This is a genomic window from Stutzerimonas marianensis (assembly GCF_022810315.1).
GTDB lineage: Bacteria > Pseudomonadota > Gammaproteobacteria > Pseudomonadales > Pseudomonadaceae > Stutzerimonas > Stutzerimonas marianensis.
Map to the genome: position 1 here is coordinate 345,508 of NZ_JALGRD010000004.1, position 13,507 is coordinate 359,014.

At 63.0% G+C, this 13,507-nt stretch carries 11 protein-coding genes; 4 read left to right on the forward strand and 7 right to left on the reverse strand.

Going from position 1 to position 13,507, the window contains the following annotated elements; translation table 11 throughout:
- Positions 1-23: 23 nt before the first annotated feature.
- From MST27_RS09370 to MST27_RS09380, 3 genes are all read right to left on the reverse strand, one after another.
- A complete protein-coding gene (locus MST27_RS09370; protein ID WP_243605692.1) occupies positions 24-998 on the reverse strand; it encodes a TRAP transporter substrate-binding protein in 975 nt (324 codons plus the stop codon).
- A 79-nt stretch (positions 999-1,077) separates the two neighbouring features.
- Positions 1,078-1,971 carry an SMP-30/gluconolactonase/LRE family protein gene (locus MST27_RS09375; RefSeq protein WP_243605693.1) on the reverse strand — a complete coding sequence of 298 codons (894 nt, stop codon included), beginning with the start codon at positions 1,969-1,971 and terminating at the stop codon, positions 1,078-1,080.
- 38 nt (positions 1,972-2,009) lie between these two features.
- Complete coding sequence (locus MST27_RS09380) at positions 2,010-2,834, reverse strand: NAD-dependent epimerase/dehydratase family protein (RefSeq protein WP_243605694.1); 825 nt, start codon at positions 2,832-2,834, stop codon at positions 2,010-2,012.
- A gap of 424 nt (positions 2,835-3,258) precedes the next feature.
- On the opposite strand from MST27_RS09380, the gene MST27_RS09385 reads away from it, so the two are divergent.
- On the forward strand, positions 3,259-4,410 hold the full coding sequence (locus tag MST27_RS09385; protein ID WP_243605695.1) for an L-talarate/galactarate dehydratase: 1,152 nt from the start codon (positions 3,259-3,261) through the stop codon (positions 4,408-4,410).
- A 161-nt stretch (positions 4,411-4,571) separates the two neighbouring features.
- Here MST27_RS09385 and MST27_RS09390 read toward each other — a convergent pair whose 3' ends face one another.
- The 4 genes from MST27_RS09390 to MST27_RS09405 form a co-directional block, all read right to left on the reverse strand.
- Complete coding sequence (locus tag MST27_RS09390; protein WP_243605696.1) at positions 4,572-6,095, reverse strand: tripartite tricarboxylate transporter permease; 1,524 nt, start codon at positions 6,093-6,095, stop codon at positions 4,572-4,574.
- Between the two features lie 9 nt (positions 6,096-6,104).
- Complete coding sequence (locus MST27_RS09395; RefSeq protein WP_243605697.1) at positions 6,105-6,593, reverse strand: tripartite tricarboxylate transporter TctB family protein; 489 nt, start codon at positions 6,591-6,593, stop codon at positions 6,105-6,107.
- 66 nt (positions 6,594-6,659) lie between these two features.
- Entirely contained in the window at positions 6,660-7,628 is a 969-nt protein-coding gene (locus tag MST27_RS09400) for a tripartite tricarboxylate transporter substrate binding protein (RefSeq protein ID WP_243605698.1), read from the reverse strand.
- A 49-nt stretch (positions 7,629-7,677) separates the two neighbouring features.
- Entirely contained in the window at positions 7,678-9,072 is a 1,395-nt protein-coding gene (locus MST27_RS09405) for an enolase C-terminal domain-like protein (protein WP_243605699.1), read from the reverse strand.
- 529 nt (positions 9,073-9,601) lie between these two features.
- On the opposite strand from MST27_RS09405, the gene kdgD reads away from it, so the two are divergent.
- From kdgD to gudD, 3 genes are all read left to right on the forward strand, one after another.
- The gene (gene kdgD / locus MST27_RS09410; protein ID WP_243605700.1) at positions 9,602-10,513 is read left to right on the forward strand and encodes a 5-dehydro-4-deoxyglucarate dehydratase; all 912 of its coding nucleotides are present in this window, start codon (positions 9,602-9,604) and stop codon (positions 10,511-10,513) included.
- A gap of 90 nt (positions 10,514-10,603) precedes the next feature.
- Positions 10,604-12,046 carry an aldehyde dehydrogenase family protein gene (locus MST27_RS09415; protein WP_243605701.1) on the forward strand — a complete coding sequence of 481 codons (1,443 nt, stop codon included), beginning with the start codon at positions 10,604-10,606 and terminating at the stop codon, positions 12,044-12,046.
- 109 nt (positions 12,047-12,155) lie between these two features.
- The gene (gene gudD, locus MST27_RS09420; protein ID WP_243605702.1) at positions 12,156-13,496 is read left to right on the forward strand and encodes a glucarate dehydratase; all 1,341 of its coding nucleotides are present in this window, start codon (positions 12,156-12,158) and stop codon (positions 13,494-13,496) included.
- Positions 13,497-13,507: the final 11 nt, after the last annotated feature.

Sequence of the window (13,507 nt, forward strand, 5' to 3'; positions counted from 1 at the left end):
GCCGCGATGCGCTTGCACGAGGATTACTGAACGGCTTCGATACGCTTGATCAGTTCGGCGTACGGCGCGCCGTACTTCTCGCGAACCGGAGCAGTCGCATCGTAGAAGGGCTTCTTGTCGACCTCGATGAACTCGACACCTTCTTCCTTGAGCTTGGCTTCGCTGCTGGCGGTCTTCTCGTCCCACAGCTTGCGCTCTTCCATCTGCGCTTCCTTGGCGTACTTCTTGACGATGTCCTGCTGTTCCGGGGTGAGCTTGTTCCAGGTGGTCTTGGAGATCACGATCGGCTCGGGCAGGATCAGGTGCCCGGTCAACGAGTAGTGCTTGGCGGCACGGAAATGGTTGTGCTCGAGCATGGTCGGTGGGTTGTTCTCGGCACCATCGACCACACCGCTCTGCAGTGCGCTGAAGATCTCGCCGGTGTCCATCGCCACACCCTGGGCGCCCATCGCATTGAGGGTGTCGATGAACAGGGGGTTGCCCATGACGCGGATCTTCATGCCCTTGAGGTCTTCCAGCTCGCGAACCGGCTTCTTGGTATAGAGGTTGCGCACCCCGCCATCCATCCAGGCGAGCCCGACCATGTTGAATTCGGAGTTGGTGATCTTGTCGAGGATCTCCTGGCCGATCTCGCCGTCGATGACCTTGCGCATGTGTTCGTTGTCACGGAACACGAAGGGCATGTTGAACGCGTTGACGTCCGGTACCACCGGCCCCAGGGTGCCGAGGCTGACACGGGTCATCTGCACCGCACCGATTTGCACCTGCTCGACCACTTCCTTCTCCGAGCCCAGCACGCCGCCGGAGAACATGCGGAACTTGAGTTCGCCGTTGGTGGCTTCTTCGATCTTCTTGCCCATGTTTTCCTGAGCCACGACGGTCGGGTAGCCGGCCGGATGGATTTCGGCGATCTTCAGGGTCATGGCTGCCTGAGCGGCGCTAGACAGGCAGAAGGCGAGGGGGAGTGCAGCGATGAGCAACTTGCGTTTGAAGTTCATGTGAGTCTCCGTCTTGTTGTTGTTGGTATGCAGCGTTGCGAGGGTCAGGCGAATGCCAGCATGACCTTGGGTAAAAGCCTTAGCGGATCTGTGGCTCCTCCAGTCCGGTGACACCGGCTTGCAGGGCGAATACGCCACCGGCCAGCGGCTGGTCGGAGAGATCGCCGCCCGGGCGAATGGAGGTCACGAACAGGGTGTCCAGCCTCGGCCCGCCAAAGGCGCACATGGCGGGTTTCTTGACGGGCACTTCAAGCGAGCGATCGAGGCGGCCCTTTGGGGTGAAGCGATGGATCAGCCCGGCGTCATTGCCGCAGATCCAGTAGCAGCCGTCGCTATCCACGGCTGCGCCATCGGGGCGGCCGGGGTACTGATTCATGTCGACGAACAGACGGCGATTGCTGGGCGTGCCGCTGTCGACGTCATAGTCGAATGCCCAGATGCGCTGCACGCTCGGATGAGAGTCGGACAGGTACATGGTGCGTCCGTCAGGGCTGAACCCCAGACCATTGGGTACGACGAAGTTGTCGAGTTGCACCGTGAGCGGCGTTGCGGCGACCTGGCCATCGAATCGGTAGAGCGCGCCGGCCGGAATACCAGCCGCCATGTCCATGACCATGGTTCCCGCCCAGAAACGTCCCTGGCGGTCGCAGCGCCCGTCATTGAAGCGCATGCCAGCGTGGCTATGTTGCACCGCGGCCAGGCGTCTGGCGTTCAGGCGGCCGTCGTCCTGCGGGGCGAGGGCATAGATGCCATCTTCCATGCCGGCAACCCAGTGGCCTGCATCCTGGCGAGCGATGCACGCGATCATCTGGTCGCCGACCCAGCGGGTGACGGAGGCATCCGACGCCTGCCAGCGCAACAGCTGGCGATTGGGGATATCCACCCAGTAGAGTGCCTGTTCGGATGCGACCCACACAGGGCTTTCACCCGTGGCGTTCTGCGCGTCGACTATCAATTCTGCTTTGCTTGCCATGGCGATTCTCTTGTTGTTGTTCGCGGCGTGGCGGTCAGTCAGTCATCGAACGGGCCGGCTTCGCAGAAGGCGCCGCCCTGGTAGATCAACGCCGGATCATTAGGCGCGTAGGGGGGCTGCTTCTCGATCTTCTCGCGGAACACCTCGGAGCTGTCCTGAGGCTCGAACCCGAGATGAGCGGCCATGTGGTTGTCCCACCAGACGTCCCGGTTCGCCGACGCGCCATAGACCACGGTGTGGCCGACATTGGGCGTGAACAGCGAGCGCTCGATGAGGCTGGTCAGGTCGCGGTAGCTGAGGTAGGTCGACATCATCCGGCGGTTGAGCGGCTCGGGGAACGAGGAGCCGATGCGGATGCTCACCGTCTCGATGCCGTAGCGATCGAAGTAGAAGCTGGCCATGTCCTCGCCGTAGGACTTGGACAGGCCGTAGTAGCTGTCCGGGCGGCGAGCCACGCTGGCGTCGATTTTTTCGGTCTGCTTATAGAAGCCGATGACATGGTTGGAGCTGGCGAAGATCACACGCTTGATGCCGTGCCGCCGTGCCGCTTCATAAATATGGAAGACGCCCTTGATATTCGCTTCGAGGATTTCCTCGAAGGGCCGTTCGACCGATACGCCACCGAAGTGCGCGATTGCGTCGACACCTTCGCACAGGGCGTGGACCGCAGCCTTGTCGGCGAGGCTGCATTGCACCACCTCTTCATGGTCGCCGGCAGCGGGCTCCATGGGGGCAATGTCGGAAAGGCGGATGATGGTGGCGTAGGGGCGAAGCGTTTCGCGCAACACCTTGCCCAGCCCTCCTGCGGCGCCTGTCAGCAGGAGGCGATTGAAGGGTGTGGGAGCGGTCGTCGTGCTTGTCATTATGGTCTGCCCGTCGCTTATTGTTTTGATGTCATCTGTTGTCGGATGACTTGGCTCGATTATTTGTAGCGAGCTGTTACTTGTCAAGCCGAACTTGGCCCTTTCAACAAGCGACTCGGGGCTGGCTGGCAGGCCGCAGAGGCGTGCAAAATCGCTCCTTCGTTCGATGAAGCCGCTATAACACGGCCTTTTTGCGGAGCCGCTCGTTATCCTGAGGCGCCGTGGCGTTTGGACGATATAGAACTAAAGTCGGGTGACGCCTGGGACGCATCCAGAACGCTCTCGGCCGGGATCATGGTCTATGGTCGTATGACGACTAGTCGAATCGTTCGGCTGGCATCTGCTTGCGCGTTCAGCAGTTTGGCGACTCGCGACATGCTCTTGCTCGCAGGGCAGCGCGCAGCAGAACCATACGGGAGGTTACATGAACGATGCGTTTTCCTGCGGCGATGGCGACCGTATCGCCTGGCTGCGTCTGAGAACCGTGGCCTTACCGCTACCCAACCCGATCAGCGACGCCAAGGTGCTCACCGGGCGGCAAAAGCCGATGACCGAAATCGCCATCCTGATCGTCGAGATCGAAACCCGCGACGGCTACCAGGGAATGGGGTTCAGCTATTCCAAGCGTGCCGGTGGGGCCGGTCAGTTCGCTCATGCCTGCGAAGTGGCGCCGAACCTGCTTGGCGAGAACCCCAACGATATCGCGAAGCTTTGGGACAAGCTCTGTTGGGCGGGGGCTTCGGTCGGGCGCAGCGGCCTCGCCACCCAGGCCATCGGTGCATTCGACGTTGCGCTGTGGGACATGAAAGCGCGGCGTGCCGGGCTCTCGCTGGCACGCCTGCTCGGCGCTCATCGCGACTCTGTACGCTGCTACAACACCTCCGGCGGCTTCCTTCACACGCCGCTGGATCAGCTGATGCGCAACACCGACGCCTCACGGGAGCAGGGTATCGGTGGAATCAAGCTCAAGGTCGGCCAACCCGATTGGGCGCTGGATTTGCTTCGGGTCGGTACGGTGCGCAACCACCTGGGCGACGGCTTTCCGCTGATGGTCGATGCGAACCAGCAATGGGATCGCCCCCAGGCGCGACGGATGTGCCGACGCCTGGAGCCGTTCGACCTGGTGTGGATCGAGGAGCCCCTGGATTGTCATGACGCCGAAGGGCATGCCGAGCTGGTTCGCCAGTTCGATACGCCGATCGCCACGGGTGAAATGCTCACCAGCCCGACCGAGCACTGGGAATTCATACGCCTGCGCGGCGCTGATTACCTCATGCCGGACGCACCGCGGGTAGGCGGCATCACACCCTATCTGCGGGTACAGACGCTGGCCGAGCAAGCCGGTATGACGCTCGCGCCGCATTTCGCGATGGAGTTGCATGTGCATCTGGCTGCCACCCATCTGCGCGAGCCGTGGATCGAGCATTTCGAATGGCTCGAGCCCCTGTTCGAAGAGCGGCTCGAAATCCGCGACGGTCGCATGTTGGTTCCCGGTCGCCCCGGGCTCGGGCTGACCTTGAGCGACCGTGTGCCCGGCTGGACGCTGCAACACGCCGAAGTGGGGCAGCGCGCCTGATCGCCCGCGCCGTGCTTCACATGCGAGTGCCTGTGTGTGAGGCGGCGTTGCGGAAGCGACCCCGGATCCAGGCCGGATCGTGCGACGCCGGTTGAGCGCGGCGGCCCAGGCGCAACGTGCACAGGGGCCTAAGCCCCTGTGCACGTCGAGCCGGCGCGCCATCAGGTACCTTGCAGTTTGCCGACGGCTGCCTTCTTGCGGCCGCGTAGGGCGCTGAACAGGTGCCAGAGCACCGAGGCCAGGGCGAGCATCAGGAAGGTCGCCGCGATGGGGTTGCTGAGGAACCCCATGAAATTGCCATCCGACAACATCAGGCCGCGCCGGAAATTGGTTTCCGCCATGGGCCCGAGAATGAAGCCGATGATGAAGGGTGCCGCCGGCATCCCACCTTTGACGAAGCCGTAGCCGATCAGGCCGAAGAGCAGGATCGTCCAGACATCGAACACGCGGCTGCTCAGGCCGAACGCACCGACTACACAGAGCACCAGGATGATCGGTAGCAGGATGTGCTTGGGAATCGCCAGCAGCTTAATGAAGATGCGCAGCCCGTAGAACTCCAGAACCAGCATCATCACCGAAGCCAGGATCAGCGCCGCGAAAATGGTGTAGACGAGCGCACCCTGGCTGACGAACAGCAGCGGGCCCGGCTGGATGCCATGGATCATGAAGCCGCCGAGCAGGATCGCGGTCACGGTGTCGCCTGGGATCCCCAGCGTCATCAGCGGAATCATGGCGCTGCCGATACCGGCGTTGTTGGCCGTCTCGCTGGCCACCACGCCCTCGACTGCGCCCTTGCCGAACTGCTCGGGATGCTTGGAGCGCTTCTTGGCGATGATGTAGGAAACGATGTTCGAGGTGCCCGCGCCGATGCCCGGCAGGATGCCGATCCCGATACCGATCAGGGAGGAGCGGAAGGCATTGGGAATCTGACCGAAGAATTCCTTGATCGAGAAGCCGAAGCCCTTGACGCCTTTCATGCTGACCGAGCCAACCTTGGTCTTGTGCATCGAGCGACCCGTCTCGGCGATCTTGATGACCTCCGCAACCGCGAACATGCCGATCATCACGGTCAGCATCGCGAAACCACCGTTGAGGTTGGGCGAGTCGAAGGTGAAGCGGCGAATGGCATCGACCGGTGCGATGCCGACGGTGGAGAAGGCGAAACCCAACGTGCCGGCGTAGATGCCCTTGAGCAGCGAGCCAGTGGACAGGGTGGCGATCAGGGTCAGCGAGAAGATCGCGATGGCGAAATATTCATGCGGGCCGAAGCGCAAGGCAACCTTGGCCAGCGACGGCGCGATGGACATCAGCGCCACGATACTGAACACGGTGCCGATGAAGGAGAACACCACGCCGATGCCAAGTGCCTTGATCCCCTGGCCCTTTTCCATCATGGGGCCGCCATCGAAGGTGGTGGCGATGGAGGCGGGCGTTCCGGGAATCTTCAAGAGGATGGCCGAAATCAGGCCGCCCGAGGTCGCACCGATGAACAGTGCGACGAGCAGCGAGAGGCCGGCGGCCGGGCCCATGGTGTAGGTCAGTGGCAGGCAGAGTGCGATCGCCATGGTCGCCGACAGGCCGGGCACCGCGCCGAACACGATGCCGACCGCCACGCCCAGGGTGATCAGAATGAAGATGTACGGTGAAAACACCGCGCCGAAACCGGCCTGCAGAAGTTCGAACATGGCCGCCTCCTAGAATTTCAGAAAGCCGGTGGGGAGCATCAGATCGAAGCCCTGCCGGAAGGTGAAGAAGATGGCGGCGGATGCCACGACCGCGATGATGACGTAGGTGATGTGATTGACCTTCTGCTCGCGTGGCGTGATCACGATGAACTGCACGTAAAGGTACAGCGCCGTCATGATCAGGAAGCCGACCTTCTGCAGAAGCGCGACGTAAATCGCGATCAACGCCAGCGTCTTGAACACGGTCGGGTAGTCGGGTGGGCTTTTTTCCTCCCCGGCGGCTTCGTCGTCAGGGTCGCTCGCCGGCGGGGTCGCGGTACGGGCAGCGAGCAATTGCAGAACGCCCAGCAGGCACAACCCGATGGCAAGGATGTAGGGCACCGTGGAGGCGTCGATGAAACCTTTGCGCGGAAGATTGATCGTGAGGAACAGGTAGAACAGGCCGGCCGCCAGCATCAGCGCACCGACCAGTAACTCCTTTCTCTTGTAGGTATCCATGGGGCGAGTCTCGTATCGGAAGGTAGTGGCCGGGCGGATGACAACGCCCGGCACCGGGTGCGAGGCTTATTTGCTCTGGCGCAGCTCATCCTTGTATTGCATGAAATCCTCGCGGGTCTTGCTCAGGCGCTCCTGTGACTCCTCGGTACCGTAATAGCTCACCGGCTGCTTGAACGTCTTGCGCAGCTCTTCAGCGTACTCGGGCATCTCGGTGATCTGCTTCACGATGCCCGCCATCTTTTCGATGATTGCCGGGTCGGTGCCATCCGGAAAAGCGACCACGTAGGGCTTGTCCATGACGAAATCGACGCCCTGTTCCTTGAAGGTCGGGATGTCGCCAAGCAGCTCGTTGCGCTCGTCGTTGGGCTGGCCGAGGGCGACCATTTCGCCGCTGGTGACGTAATCCTGCACCGAGCCATAGCTGATGGCCGCGAGGTCGATGCGGTCGCCCAGCAGGGCGACGACCTTCTCGGACACGGTCCCGGCGTCGACCATCTTCAGCTTGGTATCGGTCAGGCCTTCGAACATCAGGCCCTGCAGGTGGGAGTAGCTGCCCATCTCGGTGCCGTAGGTCACGCTGCTGGGTTCGGCCTTGGATTTGGCGATCAGGTCCTCGAGCGATTTCAGGCCAGAGCTTTTCGAGGCAACGAAGACCGCGCCCTTGTCCACGCCGGCGATGCAGCAGATATCGAAGGCATCGAGGCTGTCTTCGGTCAGGCCGGCCACTTCGTTGACGATCAGCTGGCCGGTGTGGGTGAAGAGAATGGTGTTGCCGTCCGGATCGGCCTGCTTGACCTGCTCGGCCGCCAGGGTGCCGCCGCCGCCAGCGACGTTGGTGATGACCATCGCCTCGCCGGTGAGTTTGGTGAAGTATTTGGCGATGGTGCGGGCGTTGAAGTCGGTATCGCCGCCGGCGTTGGCGATGACCACGACCTGTACCGGGCGGTTGGGCCAATCGGTCTCGGCGGCGAACGCACCGCTGACGGCAGTGGCCAATAGGGCGGAAACGAGGGAGGCGCTCAGTGCTTTTTTCATTGTTTGTCTCTCCGGTGGTTGGGGTTGCGTCGTCGATCGCTGCTTCTTCTTATGTGCGTCCCAGGCTTGGTCGCTTGGGGTCGTATGCCCAGCCGGGCACCAGGTACTGCATGGCCATGGCGTCGTCACGGGCACCGGTGGCGACCTTGTTGTAGAGGTCATGGGCGGCCATGATCCGGTCCATGTCCGGCTCGATGCCCAGGCCCGGTCGATCAGGCACCCGGATCTCGCCCCCGACGATCTGTAGCGGCTCGCGCGTCAATCGCTCCTGGCCTTCCTGCCATATCCAGTGGGTGTCGATCGCGGTAATGGCCCCCGGTGCGGCGGCGGCGGCGTGGGTGAACATCGCCAAGGACACATCGAAGTGATTGTTCGAGTGCGAGCCCCAGGTCAGGCCGAACTGCTCGCACATCTGGGCCAGCCGTACCGAACCTTGCATGGTCCAGAAGTGCGGATCGGCGAGGGGGATGTCGACCGACTCGAGGCGCAGCGAGTGGCCCATCTGACGCCAGTCGGTGGCGACCATGTTCGTCGCCGTGGGAATTCCGGTGGCGCGCTTGAACTCGGCCATGATCTCCCGACCGGAGTAGCCGTTCTCCGGGCCGCACGGATCCTCGGCGTAGGCAAGGATATGGCCCTTGCCTTTGCACAGCGCCACGGCTTCGGCCAGCGACCAGGCGCCGTTCGGGTCCAGGGTGACGCGCGCGTCGGGAAAGCGGCCCTTGATCCCGGCGATGGCCTGCATCTCCTCTTCGCCGCGCATCACGCCGCCCTTAAGCTTGAAGTCCTTGAATCCGTAGCGGGCACGAGCGGCCTCGGCCAGGCGAACGATGGCCTCGGGCGTGACGGCCTCCTGATGGCGCAGGTGATACCAGTCGTCCGGCGTGCCGTTGCCGGCGAGGTAGGGCAGGTCGGTCCGGGTGCGATCACCGATATAGAAGAGGTAGGCCAGCATGGGGACGCTGTCGCGCTGCTGCCCGCTGCCGAGCAATTCTGCGACCGGCACCTCGAGATGCTGCCCGAGCAGGTCGAGCAGCGCCGCCTCGACAGCGGTGACGACGTTGTCCAGGCGCAGATTGATCTCGTGGGGCTGCTTGAGCACGGCGGCTTCGGCGTCGGATGTCACCTGATGCTGGGTGTTCTGCGGACCACCGGCGCCACCCCCAATGATCGCCCGCCGCAGGGCGTTGAGGATGCGGTTGTAGCGCCCGATCTGCTGGCCTTCGACCAAGCTGCGCGTACGTTCGAGGGCTCGCCTGATGCCTTCACCGCCGGGCACCTCACCGAGTCCTGTCCGGCCAGCGCTGTCTTCGAGGATGACGAGGTTGCGGGTGAAATAGGGCGCGTGGGCGCCACAGAGATTGAGGAGCATGCTGTCGTATCCGGCCACCGGGATGACCTGCATTCGGGTAACGACGGGCGTAACGGAATTGGCGTCTGACATCGAGTCACGGGCTCCTGATTATTCTTGTGAGCGGTATCGACGGGAGGTTTCGATTACTGGGGTGAGCACCTGTCCAGGTGCGAGCCCGGGGCCGGTGCGCTCGGCGCCAACCGGCCGGAGCGCGAGAAGAGGCGAGAAGGTCTTCGAAGGCCAGGCAGTGTCGCGCTGAAGGGTGCGGAGTAGGTCATGGCTTTTTAAGCTCTGGTTGTTTTGTCATACGTCGTCGTATGACTTGCAGGGATTTTTAACAGCGTGGTTTCGGGATGTCAAATCGACGAAACATATGGGTCGGGCGCTGTGACCGATCAGTCGAACGTTGGTTCGCTCTCATCTGAAGCGGCGTCTATAAACAAGGTAGGACGCTTATCAATCATGTGTGGCGCCGCACGCTGGGCCGCCCGTGAGCGGGCCACAAGCCGCCGGGGAGAAAAATGCACAAAGCGGTAGCGTCCTGTTTAGTTGTACGATAACGTATCTCGAAGGCTGCGGCCCTACTCACACCCCGATAGCTTCATAGGATGTTCATACAATGAATCCACAAGAACTGAAGGCCATCCTCTCGTCTGGTCTGTTGTCTTTTCCGGTCACCGATTTCGACCAGCAAGGCAATTTTCATCGTGCCGGCTACATCAAGCGTCTGGAATGGCTGGCGCCCTACGGCGCGACGGCGCTGTTCGCCGCGGGCGGTACTGGCGAGTTCTTTTCGCTGACGCCGCAGGAATATCCGGAGATCATCAAGACCGCCGTCGACACCTGCGCCGGGCAGGTGCCGATCCTGGCGGGCGTTGGCGGCCCGACCCGCGTGGCCATCCAGATGGCGCAGGAAGCCGAGCGCCTCGGCGCCAAGGGCCTGCTGCTGTTGCCGCATTACCTGACCGAGGCCAGCCAGGAAGGGGTGGCCAAGCACGTCGAAGAGGTATGCAAATCAGTCGATATCGGTGTGGTCGTCTACAACCGCAATGTATGCCGCCTGACGGCGCCACTGCTCGAGCAACTGGCCGAGCGCTGCCCGAACCTCATCGGCTACAAGGACGGTCTGGGCGATATCGAGCTGATGGTCTCGATCCGTCGTCGCCTCGGCGACCGCCTGAGCTACCTTGGCGGCCTGCCGACCGCGGAAGTCTATGCCGCTGCCTACAAGGCGTTGGGCGTGCCGGTCTATTCCTCGGCCGTGTTCAATTTCATTCCCAAGACGGCGATGGATTTCTACAACGCCATCTCGCGTGACGACCACGAAACCGTCGGCAAGCTGATCGACGATTTCTTCCTGCCGTACCTGGACATCCGCAATCGCTGCAAGGGCTACGCCGTCAGCATCGTCAAAGCGGGCGCGAAGATCGCTGGCTTCGACGCCGGCCCGGTTCGCGCTCCGCTGACCGACCTGAGCCGTGACGAATACGAAGCGCTGGCCGCATTGATGGCCAAGCAGGGTGCTCAATAACGGCACGCCCGACCGACCCACTCGCCCATCCGCCACGCGCGACGGCTCATGCCTGCGCGTACCAGCGGACAACACGAAGGAGAGCGTTACGTGGCAGACGCAAAGCGTTATGACAACTACATCGATGGCCAATGGGTAGCTGGCAAGCAGTACCAGGCCAACGTCAATCCATCCGACCTGTCGGATGTCATCGGTGAATACGCCCAGGCCGATGCGGCTCAGGTCGACGCCGCCATCGCCGCCGCCCGCAAGGCCTTCCCTGCGTGGTCCACCTCTGGCATCCAGGCGCGCGCCGACGCACTGGAGAAGGTCGGCCTGGAAATCCTGGCGCGTCGCGAAGAACTGGGCGCCTTGTTGGCCCGCGAAGAGGGCAAGACCCTGCCGGAAGCCATCGGCGAGGTCGCCCGCGCCGGCAACATCTTCAAGTTTTTCGCCGGGGAATGCCTGCGTCAGGCGGGCGAGACCCTGCAATCCGTCCGTCCCGGCGTGAGCGTCGAAGTCACCCGCGAGCCACTGGGTGTCGTCGGCCTGATCACGCCCTGGAACTTCCCGATCGCCATTCCGGCCTGGAAGATTGCACCCGCGCTGGCCTACGGCAACTGTGTCGTCATCAAGCCGGCTGACCTGGTCCCGGGCTGCGCCTGGGCACTGGCGGAAATCATCTCGCGCGCCGGGTTCCCAGCGGGCGTGTTCAACCTGGTCATGGGCAAGGGCCGCGAAGTGGGCGAGGCGATCGTCAACGACACGCGCGTCGAAGCGGTCAGTTTCACCGGCTCCGTTGGCGTCGGTCGTGGCATCGCGGCGACCTGCGCGGCACGCCAGGCCAAGGTTCAGCTCGAGATGGGCGGCAAGAATCCGCAGATCGTGCTGGACGACGCCGACCTCAACGTTGCTGTCGAACTCTGCACGCAAAGCGCGTTCTACTCGACCGGCCAGCGTTGCACCGCGTCCAGCCGCATCATCGTCACCGAGGGCATCTACGATCGTTTCGTCGAAGCCATGATCGAGCGCGTCAAGAAGATCAAGGTCGGCTCGGCGCTGGAGCAGGGCGTGGACGTCGGCCCCGTGGTATCCCAGGCCCAGCTCGAGCAGGACCTGCGGTATATCGAGATCGGCAAGCAAGAGGGCGCTCGCCTGGCCTGTGGCGGTGAGCGTGTCAGTTGCGGCACCGAGGGCTACTTCCTCGCGCCGACCCTGTTCGTCGACAGCACCGCCGACATGCGCATCAGCCGCGAAGAGATCTTCGGCCCAGTGGCCAACGTGGTGAAGGTCAAGGACTACGACGCTGCGCTGGCGATGGCCAACGACACGGAGTTCGGTCTCTCGGCCGGCATCTGCACCACCTCGCTGAAGTATGCGAACCACTTCAAGCGGCACTCCCAGGCGGGCATGGTGATGGTGAACCTGCCGACCGCAGGCGTGGACTACCACGTGCCGTTCGGTGGCCGCAAGGGTTCGTCCTACGGGTCACGCGAGCAAGGCCGGTACGCCCAGGAGTTCTACACCACGGTGAAGACCACCTACATCGGCTGATCGACCGAGGTCGACCGGGGCGGGTGCGCTTCATGGCCAGCGCCCCGGTTGGCCACTTCGATTCGCTCCACCCGCAACGCGGACCATAAGAACAAGTAGAGAGACGCATATGAACAACGCAAATCAGGGTGCACCGGTCATCACCGAACTCGAGGTGGTTCCGGTTGCCGGTCAGGACAGCATGCTGCTCAACCTGAGTGGCGCTCATGGTCCGTATTTCACCCGCAACATCCTCATTCTCAAGGACAGCGCCGGCCACACGGGGGTCGGTGAAGTCCCGGGTGGCGAGGCGATCCGCAAGACACTGGAAGATGCCAAGTCCATCCTGCTCGGCCAGTCCGTCGGCAACTTCAACGCACTGCTGAACCAGGCGCGCAAGGCGTTCGCCGATCGCGACGTCGCTGGCCGCGGCCTGCAGACCTTCGACCTGCGCATTGCCATCCACGCCATCACCGCCATCGAGTCGGCGCTGCTCGACCTGCTCGGCCAGCACCTCGAGGTTCCAGTTGCCGCTTTGCTTGGCGATGGTCAGCAACGCGACGAAGTCGAGATGCTCGGCTACCTCTTCTTCATCGCCGATCGCAACAAGACCGACCTCGGTTACCGCGATGAAACCGGCGCCAGCGACACCTGGTTCCGCGTGCGCAACGAAGAAGCGCTCACGCCGGAAACCATCGTGCGCCAGGCTGAAGCGGCCTATGAGCGTTACGGCTTCAAGGACTTCAAACTCAAGGGCGGCGTGTTGCCGGGCCAGGAGGAGGTCAAGGCAATCCGCGCGCTGGCTGAGCGCTTCCCCGACGCCCGTATCACCCTCGACCCCAACGGCGCCTGGTCACTGGCTGAGGCGATCGACCTCTGCAAGGACCTGCATGGCGTGCTCGCCTATGCCGAGGACCCCTGCGGTGCCGAGAACGGCTATTCCGGCCGCGAAGTCATGGCCGAGTTCCGCCGCGCCACGGGGCTGCCGACCGCGACCAACATGATCGCCACCGACTGGCGGCAGATGGGCCACACCATTCAGCTGCAATCAGTCGACATTCCACTGGCGGATCCGCACTTCTGGACCATGAGCGGCTCGGTGCGCGTGGCGCAGATGTGCAACGACTGGGGCCTGACCTGGGGCTCGCACTCGAACAACCACTTCGACATTTCGCTGGCGATGTTCACCCACGTGGCCGCCGCCGCACCGGGCAGGATCACCGCGATCGACACCCACTGGATCTGGCAGGACGGCCAGTACCTGACGCGCGACCCGCTGAAAATCGTGGGCGGCAAGGTGGCAGTGCCGGCCAAGCCGGGGCTCGGCGTCGAGCTGGACCGCGACGCACTGCAGCAGGCGCACGAGCTGTATCTGTCGAAGGGCCTGGGTGCCCGCGACGATGCGATCGCCATGCAGTACCTGATCCCGGACTGGACGTTCAATAACAAGCGGCCCTGCATGGTTCGCTGACGGAATGCAGG

What these genes read in the sequence shown, in the direction of transcription:
- MST27_RS09370 (WP_243605692.1), bottom strand. Translation starts at nt 998, where the DNA reads ATGAACTTCAAACGCAAGTTGCTCATCGCTGCACTCCCCCTCGCCTTC.
- MST27_RS09375 (WP_243605693.1), bottom strand. Translation starts at nt 1,971, where the DNA reads ATGGCAAGCAAAGCAGAATTGATAGTCGACGCGCAGAACGCCACGGGT.
- MST27_RS09380 (WP_243605694.1), bottom strand. Translation starts at nt 2,834, where the DNA reads ATGACAAGCACGACGACCGCTCCCACACCCTTCAATCGCCTCCTGCTG.
- MST27_RS09385 (WP_243605695.1), top strand. Translation starts at nt 3,259, where the DNA reads ATGAACGATGCGTTTTCCTGCGGCGATGGCGACCGTATCGCCTGGCTG.
- MST27_RS09390 (WP_243605696.1), bottom strand. Translation starts at nt 6,095, where the DNA reads ATGTTCGAACTTCTGCAGGCCGGTTTCGGCGCGGTGTTTTCACCGTAC.
- MST27_RS09395 (WP_243605697.1), bottom strand. Translation starts at nt 6,593, where the DNA reads ATGGATACCTACAAGAGAAAGGAGTTACTGGTCGGTGCGCTGATGCTG.
- MST27_RS09400 (WP_243605698.1), bottom strand. Translation starts at nt 7,628, where the DNA reads ATGAAAAAAGCACTGAGCGCCTCCCTCGTTTCCGCCCTATTGGCCACT.
- MST27_RS09405 (WP_243605699.1), bottom strand. Translation starts at nt 9,072, where the DNA reads ATGTCAGACGCCAATTCCGTTACGCCCGTCGTTACCCGAATGCAGGTC.
- kdgD (WP_243605700.1), top strand. Translation starts at nt 9,602, where the DNA reads ATGAATCCACAAGAACTGAAGGCCATCCTCTCGTCTGGTCTGTTGTCT.
- gudD (WP_243605702.1), top strand. Translation starts at nt 12,156, where the DNA reads ATGAACAACGCAAATCAGGGTGCACCGGTCATCACCGAACTCGAGGTG.